The sequence below is a fragment of the Ruegeria sp. CL6 genome (assembly GCF_056536465.1).
This window is the reverse complement of record NZ_JBQFPR010000005.1, coordinates 207,752-227,133: the sequence shown is the minus strand read 5'-3', so window position 1 is coordinate 227,133 and position 19,382 is coordinate 207,752. Positions and strand designations below refer to the sequence as shown.

At 55.0% G+C, this 19,382-nt stretch carries 13 protein-coding genes; 2 read left to right on the top strand and 11 right to left on the bottom strand.

Going from position 1 to position 19,382, the window contains the following annotated elements; genetic code table 11:
* Positions 1-53 precede the first annotated feature (53 nt).
* From phnY to ACR0LH_RS15585, 3 genes are read right to left on the bottom strand one after another with little or no spacing between them, the layout of a single operon-like run.
* Positions 54-1,502 carry a phosphonoacetaldehyde dehydrogenase gene (gene phnY / locus ACR0LH_RS15595; protein ID WP_170418539.1) on the bottom strand — a complete coding sequence of 483 codons (1,449 nt, stop codon included), beginning with the start codon at positions 1,500-1,502 and terminating at the stop codon, positions 54-56.
* Between the two features lie 17 nt (positions 1,503-1,519).
* Entirely contained in the window at positions 1,520-2,764 is a 1,245-nt protein-coding gene (gene phnA / locus ACR0LH_RS15590; RefSeq protein ID WP_170389101.1) for a phosphonoacetate hydrolase, read from the bottom strand.
* A 20-nt stretch (positions 2,765-2,784) separates the two neighbouring features.
* Positions 2,785-3,972, bottom strand: coding sequence for a 2-aminoethylphosphonate--pyruvate transaminase (locus tag ACR0LH_RS15585; protein ID WP_480721630.1), 1,188 nt, complete (start codon positions 3,970-3,972; stop codon positions 2,785-2,787).
* A 118-nt stretch (positions 3,973-4,090) separates the two neighbouring features.
* On the opposite strand from ACR0LH_RS15585, the gene ACR0LH_RS15580 reads away from it, so the two are divergent.
* A complete protein-coding gene (locus tag ACR0LH_RS15580) occupies positions 4,091-4,975 on the top strand; it encodes a LysR substrate-binding domain-containing protein (protein WP_480721629.1) in 885 nt (294 codons plus the stop codon).
* A gap of 16 nt (positions 4,976-4,991) precedes the next feature.
* Here the strand turns inward: ACR0LH_RS15580 and ACR0LH_RS15575 are convergent, their stop codons facing one another.
* The 7 genes from ACR0LH_RS15575 to ACR0LH_RS15545 form a co-directional block, all read right to left on the bottom strand.
* Positions 4,992-7,001: a putative 2-aminoethylphosphonate ABC transporter permease subunit gene (locus tag ACR0LH_RS15575; protein WP_480721627.1), complete on the bottom strand. Its 2,010-nt coding sequence runs from the start codon at positions 6,999-7,001 to the stop codon at positions 4,992-4,994.
* Positions 7,001-8,131, bottom strand: a complete 1,131-nt coding sequence (locus tag ACR0LH_RS15570; RefSeq protein ID WP_170418550.1) for a putative 2-aminoethylphosphonate ABC transporter ATP-binding protein — start codon at positions 8,129-8,131, stop codon at positions 7,001-7,003. Before ACR0LH_RS15570 ends, ACR0LH_RS15575 begins: the two co-directional genes overlap by 1 nt.
* Positions 8,132-8,249: 118 nt before the next feature.
* Positions 8,250-9,272: a putative 2-aminoethylphosphonate ABC transporter substrate-binding protein gene (locus ACR0LH_RS15565; protein ID WP_170389096.1), complete on the bottom strand. Its 1,023-nt coding sequence runs from the start codon at positions 9,270-9,272 to the stop codon at positions 8,250-8,252.
* 345 nt (positions 9,273-9,617) lie between these two features.
* Positions 9,618-11,306 carry a Na/Pi cotransporter family protein gene (locus ACR0LH_RS15560; protein WP_170418553.1) on the bottom strand — a complete coding sequence of 563 codons (1,689 nt, stop codon included), beginning with the start codon at positions 11,304-11,306 and terminating at the stop codon, positions 9,618-9,620.
* Between the two features lie 83 nt (positions 11,307-11,389).
* Positions 11,390-12,169, bottom strand: a complete 780-nt coding sequence (locus ACR0LH_RS15555) for a DeoR/GlpR family DNA-binding transcription regulator (RefSeq protein ID WP_170418556.1) — start codon at positions 12,167-12,169, stop codon at positions 11,390-11,392.
* A gap of 413 nt (positions 12,170-12,582) precedes the next feature.
* Positions 12,583-14,361, bottom strand: a complete 1,779-nt coding sequence (locus tag ACR0LH_RS15550) for an acyl-CoA dehydrogenase (protein ID WP_170559611.1) — start codon at positions 14,359-14,361, stop codon at positions 12,583-12,585.
* A 181-nt stretch (positions 14,362-14,542) separates the two neighbouring features.
* The gene (locus tag ACR0LH_RS15545; protein WP_480721626.1) at positions 14,543-15,781 is read right to left on the bottom strand and encodes an NADH:flavin oxidoreductase/NADH oxidase family protein; all 1,239 of its coding nucleotides are present in this window, start codon (positions 15,779-15,781) and stop codon (positions 14,543-14,545) included.
* Between the two features lie 278 nt (positions 15,782-16,059).
* Here ACR0LH_RS15545 and ACR0LH_RS15540 point away from each other — a divergent pair, with 278 nt between their 5' ends.
* Positions 16,060-16,527, top strand: a complete 468-nt coding sequence (locus tag ACR0LH_RS15540) for a hypothetical protein (RefSeq protein WP_480681543.1) — start codon at positions 16,060-16,062, stop codon at positions 16,525-16,527.
* Between the two features lie 12 nt (positions 16,528-16,539).
* Here the strand turns inward: ACR0LH_RS15540 and ACR0LH_RS15535 are convergent, their stop codons facing one another.
* The gene (locus ACR0LH_RS15535; RefSeq protein ID WP_480721624.1) at positions 16,540-19,290 is read right to left on the bottom strand and encodes an AsmA family protein; all 2,751 of its coding nucleotides are present in this window, start codon (positions 19,288-19,290) and stop codon (positions 16,540-16,542) included.
* Positions 19,291-19,382 lie beyond the last annotated feature (92 nt).

The following is a 19,382-nucleotide window of genomic DNA, read 5'->3' as shown; positions in this document are numbered from 1 at the left end:
CACCGTTACCGGAGCCTCGCCGCATTACCGTTCCATTGTTGACTGGCGACGGCTCAATTTGGCCACGGCAACGAGTAGGTCTTTACGTTGGTGAAGAACTTCATCGCTTCGATCACGCCTTCCTTCACGCCATTCCCGCTGTCCTTGATCCCGCCAAACGGTGACATCTCGATCCTGTATCCGGGCTGTTCCCAGATATTACAGGTTCCGACGTTCAGCCCGTTGATATAAGCAATCGCGCGGTTCAGATCGTTGGTGCAGACCCCAGATGACAATCCGAACTCGGTTGAGTTTGAAATCGCCATAACATCATCGTCATTGTCGGGCACGCGGACGATGGGGACGATGGGACCAAAGGTTTCCTCCATCACCAGCTCGCTGTCATGGGGCACCTTATCAACCACAATCGGAGGCAGCAAAGCCCCCTGTCGGCCGGGGTGATACAGGATTTCGGCCCCTTCCTTTTCGGCCATGAAGACGCGGTTCTCGAAGACTTCCGCTGCCTTGTCGTGGATCACACACCCAAGCTCTGTCTCTGGGTCCTGCGGATCGCCGAACTTGATCTTTTTAGCCTTTTCCAGAACCAGCGGCACAAATTTGTCTGCGACACTTTCCTGAACCAGAATGCGCTTGATCGCGGTGCACCGCTGACCCGAGTTACCCGTAGCGCCCGCAACGGCAATGGTGGCGGCTTTGTCCAAATCCGCATCCGACAGATCGTTCAAAACGATCAGGGGATCGTTTCCGCCCAATTCCAGAGCCTGACGTTTGTAGACACCTTTGGCCGCGATCATCTTCCCGACCGGAACCCCGCCGGTAAAAGTGATGATGTCGATATTTTCATTGGTGACCATTTCGTCACCGATGTCCTGCGGCCAGCCAGTGACAACCTGGAACATTTCAGGCGGCAGACCGGCCTCGTACAGAATGTCAGCCAACGTCAGGCAGGTCATCGGCGTCAATTCCGTCGGTTTGCAGACCATGCAGTTGTTGGTGGCGATCGACGGCGCGATCTTGTGACTGACCATGTTGAGCGGGTGATTGAACGGCGTGATCGCACTGATCGCGGTCACCGGCTCTCGCGTTGTGAAGATTTTACGCGCCTTGCCGTTATGGGTCAGATCGCACGAGAATATCTCACCATCGTCCTTCAGCGCTTCGGCCGCGGCGAACTGATAGACATCCTGCGCGCGTTTCGTTTCGTAAATCGCGTGCTGGTGGCAGATGCCCAATTCCAGCACCAACCACTTCGCCAGATATTCCCGACGCTCGCCAATCAGTTCTCCGGCGCGTTGCAGAATTTGGCTGCGTTCATAGCGGGTCAGCTTGGGCTTGTAGTTCGCTGCGATCTCGAACGCCTTGCGCGCATGTTCGGCGTTACCCGCAGGAACATATCCAACCACTTCGTTCGTGTAGGGATAGAGAACTGGAACCTTGTCATCGGTAAAGACAACCTCTCCGCCGATCCGCATGCCTTCGTTTCTGATTTCGGCTTCACTCATGACTTGATCTTTCATGGTTACTGCGCCGCCGCTGTTGTGGCGTAGAAGAACGCATCAAAGTTTCGCAGATCGGGCGCGTTGCCCAGATCAATCACGCGGTTCACGATAAAGGGCACTTCCTGCTCTGTCAGCCCGCCATGACTGCGCAGGGGCTCCTTGAGCGCGGCCAGATCATGGCGGTCCGCCGAGGTTCCGATGGTCATGTTCTCGCCCGAGATCATCACGATATCGCCGATACGATCCGCAGGAAGTTCAAAGCGTCGGATCGCTTCGTCTTTATCGACCACAAGGATCAATTCTTCCCGAGCGTCCAGTTTGGCCATGATGTCCGCAACATCCGCGCCCTCGGGCAAATAGGCGGTGGCAAATGCACCAAGCGCACCGTGGTGCACCACGTAGGGATCGGTGATCGGAAGGATCACGCGCGCCTGACCTTCACCCAGCCATTCATCCATAAGGTCCTGCGCATAAATGACATTTGGTTCGCCATCGGCGTTGTGCTTGGGCTTCATCCCGTGATCGGCGGTGACAACGATGGCCGCTCCCATCTCGTCCAACTGTGCGAGGTACCTGTCAAACATTGCATAGAAATCCAGAGCGCCCTGTTGGTCCGGCGCAAACTTGTGCTGGATATAATCCGTCGTCGACAGGTACATGATATCGGGCTTGAACTCTTTCAGCAGCTTGACGCCAGCCGCAAAGACGAACTCGGACAGCTCGGCCGAATAAACCTCGGGCACGGGCATGCCCAACCACGCGCTGGCATTGTCGATGCCATGTTCTGCCTTGGTGGTTTCCCCTGCGCGCTCAGACGAAAACGCGACGGCGCGGTCTTCGTCGAACTTCAGGCCAGCCCCCAGCAATGCGCGCAGCTTGTCCTTGGCGGTTACCATCGCGACGCGATACCCGGCCTCGTAAAACTGCGAGAAGATAGTCGGCGCGCGCAGGAACCGCACATCGTTCATCATCACTTCTTCACCGCTGTCCGGATCAATCAGGTAGTTACCGCAAATCCCATGCACGATCGGAGGGCGACCCGTCGCAATCGACAGGTTATTCGGGTTGGTGAAGGACGGAATAACGGAATGAGCCAGCCGATCGGTGCCCGTCTCGCGTATCCGCTTGAGCGTGGGCATCAATCCCTTTTGGATGGCTACTTCCAGATATTCAGGCTCGCACCCATCCAGACAAATGGCAATGGCGGGAACCTTTGGGGCCGGATAGACACGCTCGTTTGCGGTCACGGGGGAATGAATTGTCATTTTCGGTGGTCCTTTGTGTCTTAAGCTGCCAGCTTGGCGCGTTCTTCCAATGCCTGAACCGGGGGGGCAGCGTTTGCGACACCCATCTCGGCCAGAGAATCCTTGGCTGCGGCCACAACCTGCCGCATCACTTGTTCATCCATTTGCCCAATGCAGCCGACACGGAAACTGTCGACAACAGTCAGCTTACCCGGATAGATGATAAACCCTCTATCCTTCATCAAATCGTAGAAGCGGCCGAACTCAAAACGCTCATCAGCCGGGCAGAAAAAAGTCACGATGATAGGGCTCAGCCAGCGGTTCTGCAGCAGCGTCTCAAAACCCAGTTCCCGCATTCCAGCGACCATCACATCCCGGTTAGACGTGTACCGCGCGCCGCGTCCGGCAACTCCGCCCTCGGCCTCGTGCGCCTTCAACGCTTCGAGAAACGCCGCAACAACATGGGTTGGCGGCGTAAAGCGCCACTGACCCGTTTTTTCCATATGAGCCCACTGCGCATGTGCATCCAGCGACAGCGAGTGACTATTGCCCTTTGCGGCAACAAGTTCAGATTTGCGCGCGATGACAAAGCCGAAACCAGGCACACCTTCAATGCACTTATTGGCGGACGAGACCATCGCCTCGTACCGGATTTCCGAAGGCTTCAAGTCGATCGCCCCAAAAGCAGACATTGAATCGATGAGCAACTTGCGACCGGCTGCATAGACTGCTTCTGAAATTTCCTCGACCGGATTCAAAATACCCGAGGACGTTTCGCAGTGGATTGCCACGACATGCGTTATGGTTGGGTCGTTGGCCAGAATCTCCGCCACTTCGGAACCACGCGGCGGCAAGTAGTCGCCCTTGTCCAGAACCACATGACCGCGTCCCAGATAGTCCAACGTCTGCGCTGAACGCATCCCGTACGCCCCGTTTGCCAAGACCAGCGTCTTGCTTTTGCGCGGGATGAAAGAGGACAACATGGATTCAACCGCAAAAGTCCCGCTGCCTTGTATCGGCACACAGTCGAATTCCTCGGCCCCCTCGCCCAGCAAAGCCAGCAGCCTAGCGCGCATGTCTCGGGTCATGGCTCGGAAGTCGTCATCCCAACTGCCCCAATCCTTGAGCATCGCGCGCTTGACGGCATACGAAGTCGTCAAAGGGCCGGGGGTCAGAAGATAGGGCTCACCCATCTTCGGAGGCTCAATCGAGTTTTCAGGTTTGGTCATCACCATGCTCCGATAACACGTTTCAAAGACACAATTGCAACGTCATCGGCTATATGTAAAATTGCAAAAATCAATCTTATGATAAGCTCCTCCTATACTTGACTTCAAAGGCAAAAACATGCGGCACAGCCAGTTAAAAGCGTTTCACCATGTGGCTCTTTACGGTGGTTTTTCCAGAGCGGCCGAGGCGCTTTTCCTGACCCAACCCGCAGTTTCCGAACAGGTTCGCAAGCTGGAACAGGATCACGATCTGCTGCTTTTCCAACGCGAGCGAAAGCGCGTGTTTCTCACCCCAGAGGGAGAAAAGCTGTTTCGCTTCACAAAGCAGTATTTTGAGGTCGAAAACCAGATCGAAGACTATCTGTCGGAATCCAGTGCGGCCGTGGACGGCGAACTTCGCATCATTGCGGATTCAGCGCACCATCTAGCCGACTTTCTTGGCCCATTTCAGACGATGTATCCGAATTTAACCGTTTTGGTCCGATCCGGAAACACAAACGAGATCCTGGATGAGCTCAGGGCGTATAACGCGGAAATTGGGATCGTGGGCAGCCCCTCACCCGGCAAGGACATGACTGTTCTCAATCTCGGGGCAACGGAAATAGTTGCGTTTGCCGGGCCTGAGATTCTACCGGAAACTACAACTGAACTGAACTTCGACGAGCTGAAAGGCCTACCTCTGATTTTCCGCGAACAGGGGTCGAAGACCCGACAAAAACTCGAAGATGAAGCGCGCAGCAGAAGAATAAATCTAAAACCGGCCATCGTCGCCGAAGGCCGCGAAGCGGTACGAGAGCTTGTGGCATCCGGCGCGGGGATCGGATTTGTCTCGCGCGCCGAATACGGTCGCGACGACCGGCTGCGTCAGATCGAGCTGAAGGGCGTAAACCTGCAAATGGGTGAAAGCATGATTCACCTGACGCAGCGCGTCGAAGTCAAAGTCATCCGGGCGTTCATGGACTTTGTAAAACGCATCCAATCGGAAAAGGCGGCGGCCGAATGAACGTCAGGTTCACAGACTAACGACTGCGCCATGCCTGAGTTCTGTTTAGAATACCCTTAGACGCGACCAGGTGCAGAATTCTGGCAGCCGCGTTGGTGTAAAAGATCATCATTCCCATCGCCGCCGCAGGCGCAATATCACCAGCGTCGTCCATGTTCAGCACAGCGATCGATGCCAATGTCGTCTTGGGCGAGTACAGGAACACAACCGCTGAAACCGTCGTCATGGCATTGACGAAAAGATAGATCGAGATATCCAAGATCGCGGGCATGCACACGGGCACGGTCACTCGGACAAACAGTTTCATGGTAGGTTGTTTGAGCGAAGCCGAGACGGACTCAAACTCAGTATCCATCTGTTTCAGTGCCGTCACCGCCGTCAGATGTGACACGGTATAGAAATGCGTCACCGAGCAGGTGACCAGAATGGCCATAGTTCCGTAGATCGCATTCATCGGGTTGGACGGGTTGTTGAAGAAAAAGATGTAGGCAAGACCCAACACCATTCCCGGAATTGCCATCGGCAACATGGCGAACATCTGGAACAACGCACGACCGGTTCTGAAACCATTCGATTTTTCCACCAAATAGGCTCCGAAAAACACTATGGACGTGCCAAACACCGCAGTCAGAAATGCCATCTTGATCGAATTGAAGTACGAGCCCCAGCCGCCTCCGTCCATTTTGTCGAACTGATAGTTGTTCAAACTCAGGCTCAGGTCGTATGGCCAGAACTTGATCAAGGCCGCAAACTGGCAGACAGCCAGCAACCCGACAATGAACATGGCAATCAAGCTGCAATAGGCCAGCATGATCCCATCCAGTCGCGCGTTCGGTGAAGGCTGGTATGGCACGGACCGCGCGGACAGCAACGCAACCTGTTTCGATTGCACCAGACGGTCAATCGCAAAGGCCAAGATCGCAGGGACAACCAGCACAACTGACACCACCGCTCCCATCTCAAAGTTCTGCTGACCGATCACCTGTTTGTATATGTCTACCGCGAGGACGTTGAATTGACCGCCAATCACCTTTGGCAACCCGAAATCAGTTATCACAAGGTTGAAGACCACGAACGCCGCTGAAATCAGACCGTACCGCGCACCCGGAACAGTGACAGTCCAGAAGGTCCGCCAAGGGGTCGAACGCAGGCTCGACGCCGCTTCGTACAGACGCGCGTCCGAGATTGCCAAGGCTGTCGAAATAATGAGGAAAGCATGTGGGAAGGTGAAGAAAACGGACCCGATCACAATCCCGATGGGACCATAAATACTGGCACCAAACAGCAGTTCTTTCAGCATCCCTTGATTTCCGAACAGGTACACCAGCGCAATACCGGGCAGAAGCGACGGCACAAGGATCGGCGCCATTGCGACCAGACGGAACACGCCCTTGAACCGCATGCAACTGCGATTGAGTGCATAGGCAAACCAGAAGGCCAGCGAAACAGTGATCACGGTGCTGACAACCGCAATCCACAGCGAATTCTTGATCGAATTGAACAGCGCCGGAGTGGAAAAGTAGCTGACGAAGTTGTCCACACCAGTCGATTTCACCGGCCGTAGCTGAACACGTCTAAACGTGTTTGAATCAAGCTCGACCCAATCGGTACCCTTTTGCAGATTCGAGCCGACAAGAAAGCGGCCTTCTGGAACCGTGTTTCGGATTTGGTACATCACCGGGCTGCGGAAGCTGAAATCCGGGAAAAATGGTGTCACCGAAAGTCGCCCGTCAGAACCGGTCGACAGGTCTTGATCGGAGTACGCCCCAGTTTCCGAATTCAACTGGGCACCGTTCAGGATCGTGCCGTCGAAAACACCGTTTTCATCACTGACCTGAAATTCATATTGCGACAATTCCATCCGGTATGTCGAAAAGGACTTGGACAGCATCGCCCATAAGGGGAAGGCTAAGGTAACAACCAGGTAAAGCGCGATTACGATCATGCCTCCGCGCATGATAATGTCGTCGCGGCTCAGTTTGCCCTTGATGATTGGACCGGCGGGTAGTGCAGAGGATTGAGTCATCAGCCCTGCTCCGCCGGACTAAAGGCCAAGAGACGGTTGCAAGGCAGCTCGATTGTCATCCGACCACCTTCTTCAAGCCCCAGGCGGCGAACCGCGTTGATTGAGAAGTCCCCGATCAATTCTTCATCGCCAAACGTTTCATGCTGAAGCCGGCAGCGCCAGAACGATCCCAGAAACTCCATTTGTGAAATAAGGACTTCAAACGCATTCTCGGGTGTCGAGATGCTATCCGGCGCACCCGGCGACCGCGCCCCGTCGCCGTGCGGAATAATATCCTCGGGTCGGACCGCGGCCACAACTCGGTCGCCTTTACGGTGGGTGTGTGGCTCGCATTTCAGTGCCGAGCCGCCAAGCTCCAAAGTATCGGTATCCCCTGCGACAGCGGTCAATTGGTTCATCTCGCCAATGAAATCTGCAACAAACAGGTTGGAGGGGTGACGGTAGATCTCTGTTGGGGTGCCGACCTGCTCGATCACGCCGTGGTTCATGACCACGATCCGGTCGGCCATTGCCAGCGCCTCTTCCTGGTCATGGGTTACCATCACCGTTGTTACGCCCAGCTTTCGTTGTAGTTCTTTAATCTCATGCCTTAGATGCACACGCACCTTGGCATCCAGGGCAGATAGCGGCTCATCCAATAGCAACAGGCCCGGGTTTGTTGCGATGGCGCGCGCCAATGCGATCCGTTGTTGCTGCCCTCCGGACAATTGCGCCGGGTATTTGCTGCCCTGATCCGGCAGGCCAACCAGTTTCAACAGCTCGGCCACGCGCACGGTTATCTCGGACTTGCTGCGACCCGTATTTTCCAGACCAAACGCGATATTCTTCTCGATCGTAAGGTTGGGAAACAGCGCGTAGGACTGAAACACGATGCCAAAATCGCGCTCGGAGGGCGGAAGATTGGAAACATCCTTTCCGTCCTGCATCACCGTGCCTTTTGTCTGAAGGTCAAGACCCGCGATCGCACGCAGCAGAGTAGTCTTTCCGCACCCTGAGGGACCAAGAAAACAAATGAATTCCCCTTCATGGATGTCGAGCGAGATGTCTCTCAGCGCAAGAAATTCACCAAAGGCTTTCCATAGGTCTTGGATACTCAGATAGAGATCACCGGGAGAGGTTTTCTTAAGCACTGGGAGAGATCCTTGAGATTAGCGAAGGCAGGGCCGAGGGGAAACTGCGCCGCTCATGAAGGTGTGGGATTTTCTGTCCAAAGGGCGGAGGGGCACCTGGCCCCTCCTGCCAAGCTCATCAGTTCTTTGGTTCGGACTTGCCGTCGTAGCGAGACTGCCATTCCTTCAGGATGGCCGCCCGGTTGTTGGCTGCGAACTCAAAGTCATTGTCGATCATTGCATCCAGCAAACCTTCGGGGAAGTGTTCGACCGGCTTGGCAATCCCCGGCATCGCGACAACCGCATAGCCGGTGTTGTACATTTCGTTGGCCTCTTTGGTGACCGAGAAATCAACCAGCTTCTGCGCGGCTTCCAGATTGCCTGTTCCTGCGACAATCGCTGTCGCCTCCATGTCCCAACCGACACCTTCGGACGGAACGATGATGTCCAGAGGCGCACCAGCGGCCTTGGACTTGGCGCCACGGAAAGCAAACGAAATTCCGATCGGAATCTCACCCGCCGCAGCAAGCTTGCACGGCTTGGAGCCCGAATGCGTATAGCGCGCGATATTCTCATGCAGCGCGTCCATGTACTCCCAACCGCCATCTTCACCGAACATCTGCAGCCAGCTTGAAACGTCCAGGAATCCGGTACCGGACGAGTTCGGGTTCGGCATAATGACATGCCCCTTGTATTGCGGGTCTGTCAGATCCTTCCACGAGGTCGGCGGTGTCAAACCAGCCTTCTCCGCTTCAACCGTGTTGTAGCAGACAGAAGCCACCCAAGCGTCCATTCCGACCCAGCTGGGAACGTCGCCGCTGTCGACAAATTTCGCATCCAGCTTTTCCACTCCGACTGGCGCGTAGGGTTCAAGCATATCTTCTGATTTCAGAAGCAGCAAAGAAGTCGCCGCCAAACCCCAGACGACATCGGCTTGCGGGTTGTCACGCTCGGCCAGCAATTTTGCCGTGATAATACCAGTGGAATCGCGAACCCAGTTAATCTTGATGTCCGGGTAAGCGGCGTTGAATTGTTCCGCATACCGGGCCAGGTCTTCGGCCTCGACAGCCGTGTAAACGGTCAGTTCGGTTTCGGCGGCTGCCGCTGTTCCCATTAAGGCCGCAGCCACAGTAGCGATAAACTTAGACGTGGTTTTTTTCATGTTTCCCTCTGTTGAGTTGAGTATGACACCTACGCCATTCTCGTGCGGCGCTTTGATTTTCTAACTTTTGGTGGAAGTAATTTGACAGAATACAGGACTAAGAAAAATCGATAATATCTACTACATCATAAGCAGTACTTATAGTTTCAAGACCTGCTATAAATGCGGCAATTTACAAATTCTCCGCCGATGATTTGCGCAAAACCACCACCGGCGTGAACAATGGGTTGAGAAGAAGCTGGAATTTTCGGCAGTTGCAGAATTGACCGTCACGCGCAAAGAGACACGCCCAGTGGTCGTTGCATGCACAGCAGAAACCACGAAGCAGACAAACCCGCGCAGCTTTTACACTTCGGCGTTGCGTTCGTGCTGCGGCAATTCTTCGATCAGGCGCGTTTCCAGCAACTGGCCGTTCGCATAGAGGATCGGTGTTGAAATAGCCGCAATGTGGCTGTTGAACTCTCGCAATGCCCGCAATGTTTCCAGATGAACGTCACTGGTTTCAAAACTGTCGATCCTACCCTTCTGCAACCGGCGGAAGTGGCGTTTACGACTGTCGCGCTCGGCCCGCTTGATCTCGGTTTTTTCAAGATTCAACAATCGCGCGCTTTCGAGATCCTCAGAGATGATGACATTGGTTGCCAACTTCAGGTTGGCCAGGATCTTTTCGTGCATTTCCTGAACCTCCGACCATCCTTCGGGCGAGAATTGCTTGCCAGAGCCGCCAAGCTCGGTCGCTAATACAGTCAGGCGTTTGGCCACCACATCGCCAGCAGTCTCAAGACGCACGGCATATTCCAGCATATCCCGCGCGATATCCGAATTCCTTTTGTCCATCTTTTCAGCAGGAAGCTTTGCAACAAAGGCGCGAATGTCGCTCAGGCACTGATTGACCTCCAGGTCGATGGCTTGAACTGCCCCGATCTGTTCAGCGTCGCCTGACTTGTACAGCCCAAGCAACGGGTTGAACATCATCTGAACCAATTCCGCCATACGCAGCAATTCACGCTTGAGCGCAGAGATCGCCAACGCCGGAGTATCAGCCATCTCCGGCTCGAGTGCGCTGGCCGGACGCGCTAAAGGGTCGGTTTCTGAAACGGGCCGTGCGTCTGGCAAAATCGTCTCAAACGGCTTCTGCAGGATTCTGCAGAAGGGCAGCGACAAGATCAAAAGAGACGCATTAAAGACCAGATGGGCATTAACCAGCATCTGACCCTGATAGTCGCCTGCCAAAACACCTGAGCGCAGTGCCAATTGTGCTGCAAACAGACAGGCGACCGCCCAAACTCCGCGCAGTGCAAGATTTGCATAGGGAATACGCCGCGCGCGCACGTCTAATCCGCGGGTCAACCAGACCGGGATCAAGGCACTGCCAAGATTGGCCCCCAGAACCAGTGACAAACCTGCTGGAAACGGCAGAGCACCGATCTGCACCAGCGTAACGCACATCAGAATAGCGGCTACCGAACTGTGCATTACAAAAGCCAGCGCACCGCCCACCAGAAATGCGGTTACGTAGTCCCGAACCAGATAGTCAGCGATTGCCGGAAGGAACGCACTATCCCGAATTGGGTCCATGGCTTCACGCAGAAATCTTAGAGAAATCAGTATGAAAGCGATCCCCATCAGGATGCGCCCGATCTGACGACTTTTCTTGCGCTCGGTTTTGACGAACAACCAACCTCCGACCGCAAGAAGCAGAGGAACAAGCCAGTCCAACCGGAACGACAATATCTGGATAACAAGAGCCGACCCCAGATCGCCGCCCAGCACGATCGCCAAACCACTCGAAAACGACAAAAACCCGCCAGCCGCAAATCCCGAAGCAAGCAAAGCGACCGCAGCCGAACTTTGCAGAACAACAGCCAGGATCAATCCGGTCAGGCTGGATTCAACCATGCTCTCCTTACGCGTCAAGACCCTTTTGAACGAAGCGCCATAGCTTCGTTCGATCCCGGTTCGCACCATTCTAACCGCAAACAGAAGCAACATCGTTGCCCCGGCCAACTGCATCAGGAAGGTTAAAATTGCCATTCTCTAGTTGCCCTTTTGCTTTTCCCGGCAAAAACCCATGACGACCCGTCCTAAATCGTCGCTTGAATTTTGGAAGTTCATGTTCATTCGGCAGCCACGGTTACCTTGACCTCCCACTGTCCCAATTTCGCGCCCATTTTCTTGCCCGGCGCGCGGTCCGTCACAAGGTGATCGACCAAACTCGGGTCAAAGCACTGATGCGGCCCAGCGGTTTCAAATTTTTGATGAACCATTGAAATGATCGACAGGTTGCAGCGCTCAAGTATGACAGAGGCCAGCTCGCCTTCGGCTGAGTTGTTGTACAAAAAGCCAAATTTCGAGTTCAGCGCATCCGCACTGATTATTGCGAAGTCATAGGAATATCGCCGCGCTTGGGCCTCGACCACAAAGCCGAAGGTTCCCATCTCGTCCTTGCGCATCTCACCGCCCAGCAGAAACACGCGGTTGCCATTGTGCTCGACCAGCTTGTGCGCGATCTTCGTCGAATTGGTCACGACGGTCAGATTGCGCTTGGCACGCAATTCCTCGGCCGCAATTGCAGTAGAGCTTCCGACATCCAGAAACAGAGTTGCCCCGTCCGGTATCATCGCCGCCGCAGCATTTGCGATTTGACCTTTTTCCTGCGTGAACTCGCCTAAACGTTGAAAGAAATTTGCCTCATACTGGGGTTCAAGCAGGCGCGCGACCCCATGCGCCCGCGAAACGAGGCCCAATTTAGACAAGGATTTAATCGTGCGTCGTACCGTCTCGTCCGAGACATTCAGCAGGCTCGCGATTTCCACGTTTCGCGCTTGGCCACCAAGTTGGCGCAGTGCCTCAAGAAGCTGCAATTCCCTGGGAGAAACAGTTTCGTGTATGGCCATGCAATATTCTCCACATATTCTGGGCAAAATACCGTTTTTCGCCCATAGTTCCACAAAAATGTTGGAATTGGAGCAAATTCCCAAAAATTCGACGGGCTGGGCCCATTTTTCAGCAGCATGATCACGGGCCCAAAATACTGTGAAACCACAGCCCTTGAGCACCCAAAGCGCGACACGAAGAAACACTTAAGCGAAAAAGACCTGTTTCGCACCTACCCGCAAAAGGTCGCCGATCCTTGCTTTCCCGGTCCCAGTTTTCATCGGCCTGATGATGGACAGTCCGCACGAAGATTGGGGACCCGGTCGTGCAAGCACAGACGCTGATCCACTGCCGGGAGATCGGGCAAGTCCCAAAACCTGAACGCGGAACCGCATCACGGTTCCGCAGGCTCTCAATCCAGTTGAAGACAGTTTTACAGAATTTCGGCTTCCGTCTGTGCAATGCAGGCTTCTGCACGCTCGACTTGGGAAAAGCCGACCACGGCTTTGGGCAGTTCAACGCGCAGGAAATACCTGCAGGCCGCCTGTTTGCCGCGTGCCACCCGATCATCGCCCTGCGCCGCCAGCGCTTGAGACACCCAGAGCCAACCCAGCACGACATGGCCGAAGGCGCTGAGGAAGGCACCGGAGTTGTCCAGAGCCGCAGGGACAGGCCCCATCCCGGCCAACGCAATCACCGCCTTCTGCATCGCTTCTACGGCCTCTTCTAGACGATGAACTTCCTGCGCCAGAGACTCGTCCTGTTTCGCATCCGCGATGGTCTGCGAAACCCGATCAATCAGGATGCGGTAGCCCGCACCACCGTTCTGACCCAGCTTGCGCCCCACCAAATCTGCCGACTGAATGCCGAATGTCCCCTCGTGAATGGGATTGAGGCGGTTGTCGCGATAGAGTTGCTCCATGTCATAATCGCGCGTATAGCCATACCCCCCGTGCACCTGAATGGCCAAGTCATTGGCAACCAGCCCGAATTCAGAGGGCCAGCTTTTGGTGACAGGTGTGAGCAAATCCAGTAGCTGCGCTGCGTTCTTGCGCTCATCCTCGTCGGGGTGCGTATGTGCATCATCCGAAAGTCTGGAGGAATACAGACACAAGGCCAGCGCACCTTCGGCGTAGGCTTTTTGAGACAGCAACATACGTTTGACGTCTACATGTTCGATGATGGGGATCATCGCGGTATCAGACCCACCCTTGCCACGCTCCAATGACCGGCCCTGCCGCCGTTCACGCGCGTACTCGGCGGATTGAACATACCCGCGATAGGCCATCGCCGCGGCCCCCATACCGACCCCGATCCGGGCCTCGTTCATCATGTGGAACATGATTGCCAAGCCCTGGCCCAAATCTCCGATCCGCCACCCGATGGCACCGTCGTTCTCACCAAAATTCAGCAGGCAGTTCGTTGTACCGCGATAGCCCATCTTGTGATTGAGGCCAGCAACGGCCACATCATTCTTGGACCCGTCAGGAAGATATTTCGGCACCGCGAAGATCGAAATTCCCTTGACCCCCGGTATGAGCTTCCCGTCTTCGCCGGGCACTTTGGCAAGAACGAGGTGCAGGATATTCTCGCTGATCTCCTGATCCCCACCAGAGATCCACATCTTGTTTCCCCGCAGACGATACCGCACGCCCAATTCGTCCGAGCCATCCGGCTCTGCCCTTGTACGAATATCCCCCAGAGACGATCCGGCCTGAGGTTCGCTCAGGCACATCGTGCCGAAATTTCGCCCCTCAATCGCAGGCATAACCCAAGTTTCGATCTGCTTTTCCGATGCGAACGCCAACATCAGGTTGGCGTTTCCCTGAGTCAGAAACGGATACGCGGCGGTAGAGCAATTTGCGGCTGTAAAGTTCGCGCTTGAGGCCATCGTTACCGTCATCGGCAATCCCATCCCGCCCCTTTCGGCAGGAAAGCCCATCCCAAAGAAGCCCGCCTCGCGAAAGGCGGCCAGATCCGAAGCCGTTTCTTCAGGCAGCACCACTTTTCCGTCAGACAAATATGGCTCTTGCCGATCTGACACCTTGAAATGCTGTGCGAATTTATCGCGTGCGACCTGTGCCGAAAGGTCAAGAACCGACTGCATGGTCTCACGATCGTGCTCTGCAAACTGGTCGCGGGTTGTCAGTTCTTCGGTTTTCAGCCAGTCAAAAACCAAAAACCGCAGGTCGTCTTGATTAATATAGTCCACGAGCTTTTGCCCTCCCTCCGTTGAACCGGGGCGCGAGGTTTGTCGCGCCCGGTGCAAAGTTCCCTCGCACAACTCGGCCGATTGCAATATGCTGGATATTACAGCTTTTAATCACCCTCACCCAGTGACGGCCGCGTGGGCCGCCGGTCAATGCCACATCAAACGTTCGTCGTAGCCCGGGTCAGGCTCGCAATCTGGTGCGGGGACCCGTCAGCGATTTCCATATGATTGACAACGCGACCAGTTTTGGCGGCAGATTGGTTCGCGTCGGCTTGCCGGGAGAAAGACGCCACAACTGCCCCTCGTACCAAGTCAATCCGATCATTGTCATCAAATCCAACGCCCGGATACCAGTGCTGGGCTCTTTCAGCTCGTACCGGAAATCCGGGTCGGCCAAAGCAGCATTTGGCAGGTCTGGGCGCAGGATCAAAGGACGACACAGCCCCACCATGTCTGTGGCACCGCTGTTCAGTGCCTCCTCCATTCCCACGCGGCTGCGGAAACCACCGGTCACAACAAGCGGCTCGTTGACCGTTTTACGCAACTCCGCCGCATATTGCAGGAAATACGCTTCGCGCTTCTGCGTCGACTCACGCACATTTTTCTCGCGCTTGCCCTTCATCATCGCCGGAGCCTCGTAGGTTCCGCCCGAAATTTCGATCAGGTCTATTCCGGCCTCCTCCAACGCTTTGACGACACGGATGGAGTCGTCTTCGCTGAACCCGCCTTTTTGGAAATCCGCCGAGTTGAGCTTGATGCCAATGGGATAGTCAGGCCCGGTGGCCGCGCGGATTGCAGCGTAGATTTCAAGGACGAAACGCATCCGGTTTTCAAGCGATCCGCCCCATTTATCGTCACGCCGGTTGTGATGCGGCGAGAGGAACTGACTGACCAGATACCCATGCGCACCGTGGATTTGAACCCCGGTGAACCCCGCCTGCTGAGCGAGGGCGGCCGCGCGCGCAAAGCGCGAAATAATAGCCTCGATCTCGGCCTCGGTCAGAGCGCGCGGCGGGTTGAACCCACTTGACAACGCGGGTCCAAGTGGCACCGCCGAGGGAGCCATGGGTTCAGGGCAAACCTGTTTTGGACTTTGTTTTCCCGGATGGTTGAGCTGCATCCAAATATGCGCACCATCGACCTTGCCCGCCTGAGCCCATGAGCGAAAAGCGTCCAGATCACTTTGATCATCCAGCACCACGTTATACGGCTCACCCAAGGCAGACCGATCGACCATCACGTTACCGGTCATTACCAGCCCGCTTCCGCCTTCAGCCCACGTTCGATAAAGCGTTGCAAGCCCCTGTTTGGGGTTCCTGTTTTTATCCCCCAGCTGTTCGCTGGCGGCGGATTTAAAGAAGCGGTTGCGGATAGTGGCCTTGTTTCCAAGTTGGAACGGCACGGCAAGAGGCGATGTCATCCTGAGGTTCAATCAAAGAGGCAGTTTGGTATAAAATCTATACCAATCAAACGTACTGCTTCAACCTTCTGCCGCTTGATCTGCCGCAACGGAATTTAGTTGGGGTTTCTCGTAGGCAAAACCGCTGCTCTTGCGAATTGACCGCCCAGCCAAAATCCAAGCCCAGAATTCTCTGGCAAGAATAGTATTGGCCCTGCGAAAACAGTTCTGATTTACTGACTTTGGAACAAGATACGAGGTGCCGGATGCGCAAATGGGGTCTAACCGCAGTCGTCTTAATGTCCGCAAGTTCAGTACTTGGCGCTGGCATGGAACGGTGGGGCGAGTCTGGCGACTGGACGATCTTGATTGATCCTGAAAAGGGCAACGGGTGTCTCGCGTGGAAGCAATTCGGCGATGGAATGACGGTCGAAATCGGCGCGGCCCCCAATCAGCAAGGTGGTTTTTTCGCGGCCTATAACCCGGCGTGGGAGCAGATCGAAGACGGTGCCACAGGTCTGGTAAATTTCGATTTTGGCGATGCGAAGTTCGCTGGGGACGCGGTTGGCACCTTCAAGAACGGAGTCCCCGGCGGTTATGCGTTCTTCGATAACCCCGAGTTTGTAAGTGAATTCGGGAAACGACAGGGCGTTACAATAACCGGCGAAAGCGGGACTTCGGTCCAGCTTGACCTGAGTGGCTCTGCAAAAGCGATTGAAGCTGTACAGGCTTGTCAGGCAGAACAGCCCAAACCGCTCACGGAATGAAACTGCGGCCAGCTATTGCAGTTGTTGCAGGTCTGGAACGCAGGGTTGTCGTTGCGCCGGCATTTCATCTGCGCTGCCTGACACGGACTGTCTTGACCCGCCTACGTCCAGCTTGAACTTTGGTGCTGAAAGCTGGCCATTGACTTCAATGGGCCAAGCGCTTCGGGAAAGTGGTTTTCCAACGCGGCGCGGTTCCGCCCTGAGCGCGATTGTATCATTTGCCCAGTCTACCTGTCCTTTCGCGACCAACTGAACGGAACCGGTTTCTATCACGATGGACTCCGAATAAACCCGTCCAGCGTCAATGCGAACCGGGGCCACAACGCACGTAATGTCAGTGTATCCCTGACGAAGTTCTTCCGAGAACAGCCACGGGAAGATACCAAGCCCCGCCAGTTCTAGAAGGCTGGTGCTGATATAGCCCTGAGACATAGAGAGCGCCGCCTTTCCTTGCATCGAGTTCAAGAAGGCTTTGCCCGAAGCAAGACTGCCAGCGACGTTGAAGTCCCCACTGAGACGCCCATACGCGTCAATTCCAATCCCTAACTCGTCAAGGATTTCGCCGAATTCCCACCCGGATGTTGAACCGGACAATGATACCCAATCCGGCGATTCAAGCAGGTCCACGACCGCCCTCAGACTGAAATTGCCCCCGCCATAACTAATTTGCAGCGGCCCGGCATCCACAACTCCGTCTTTGGCAGTCAAATCGCTTGTGACGGCAGTCACACCTTTCTGGCCAACGATTTCTTTGAATTCGATCGCCACCTCGACATCTGCCTCAGCAAGCATGCGCTGAACGTCCAGAAGATCAGCCGGCTTGCCCTTTTTCTCCGGCAGGACCAGGGGCTGCATTGCCGGGTCATCATCGTCAGAAAGTACCAGTGGTTGGGTTTCAGAATCCGTTTTTGGCCTATTGCCCCCGACCAGGCTTTTGAGTTGGTTCAACGCAGCAGTCAGGTTTTTCAGGTCGTTCAGATCAAGCCTCTCGCTGGTCAGACCGCCACGAACAACAGTTCCCGATCCGGGAAAGCTCGCGTCCAAAGCTGTCTGAATTTGAGAAGACCCGGCTTCAAACACGACCGACGCCTGAAACGCGTCGGCCTGCCTTGTCGTTTCCGCGCTGATAGAAAGCGCACCAGTCTCAACAGGTTCCAATTCGAGAGCAGTCAGAAATGTCGCCCCGTCGCCCAGATCAAGGTCAATATCAAAATCCAGACCCGACAAACCTTTTAGCTCACTCACGGAAAGCGCAAGATCCATCGCCCAAAGGTCAGTTCCATAACTGGTTGCGTTCAGTTTGTTGAGTGAAACCGGACCGCCCTCGTTCGACAGACTAAAATCGGCTTTTATTCCGCCGAACTGATCAACGAACTGCGCGTCTACATCTGGCAGAAGCAGATTCACGGGACCGTTCAAAGTCCCCTCGAACGTGACATCCTCAAGCTGAAGCAGGTCGAGAATTTCACCTTGGGCCACAAGGATTGGGTTTTCGATCGGACCGGCCTGTAACGTCAAACCTAACATGGCCAACCGACCATCCGGCATACGGCGCACACGTTCGATAGAGGCAGGGCCGATAACGTCCAGCCCCTGATCGAATGCGTTGGTCTCGAACAGCAGCTTCTCAAACTTGAACGAGGACGGCGCCCCGACCAAATGCATCTCAAGCGCAGTGAACTTTAGGTCTTGTATTTTCTTGGCCGCTTCGGGCGGCTGGCCTTCGGGAAAGAGGCGCGCGTCAAATACCATATCAACGCCTTGAACCGTATAGAGGTCTTCGACCGATCCTTCTGCGGTTAGCTGTTGACCTTCCTCAAGACTGATGGATGTCGAAAAGGTATCTACTTTGAGAACATCCTGAGACACGATCTCGGCGTGGAACTGGCCGTTGCCTTCAAGAACGCGCTCAAGACCAAGCACATCGAGAAAATCGCCGAATTCACCCGTGTCCATCTGCAACGCCGCTTGAAATCCACCACCCTGAGCTTCATCCAACGGCTCACCATCGAAGCTGGCTGTCATTTCGCCAAAACTGGCGCGTGTGGTGAACGGCGCTCCGCGTGGATAATCGCCCTCGATCCCGAAGCTCTGGCCATTTACAAACCCCATTCCAGAGACTGTCGTTCGCTGTTCACCATCAACCTGATCCAAGGCCAGAGACTCGAGGTCGAACACAAAAGAAAACCCTGAAACCTTGTCATCGACCTTCAAACCAATAGACGTGAAAGTCACATTCTTGTCGCTGAGAAAGGCAAGAATGCCACTGTTCGGTTCAGTGTTCGTGGCCGGAGTGACCTCCATCTCCTGAGGTTCACGACTGGGCTCTGCCTCGGCGCTTTCAGGCGGCGTTTTTGTGCGAGGCCGCTTTGTTGACCAACTTGTTGTGCCATCGGCCGCAGTCAGCAAATTTGTCTGTAGCCCTTCAACCACCAAATTGTCGAATTGCAAACGCCCATTGGCAAGCGCCGCGACATCAAGCTCCAGCTCAAGCAGCTTTAACTCTGCAAGAGCCGTATCGGGAAAGGTCTGGCTTGGTATGACCACCCCTCCGACATAGATGCTGGTGATACGTCCGAGTGCGACACTGACATCATCGTTGACCAGCAGCGTGCGCCCGATCTGATCCGAAAGGACTTGTTCGACCAGACCACGCCGCATGTCCGAGAAAAGCGGCGCCGCAAACAACAACCAGATCGAAGCGACCGCTAAGACAACGAACAGAACGACAGCGCCTATAATTCTTTTCAGCCAAGTCCCCATGACCCCTCCCCAGGCATCTTCCTGAGGATCGAGTTTATCAGCAAATCAAATTTCGCCAATATTTCTCGTCTGTTGGCCAATTTTGGTGGTTT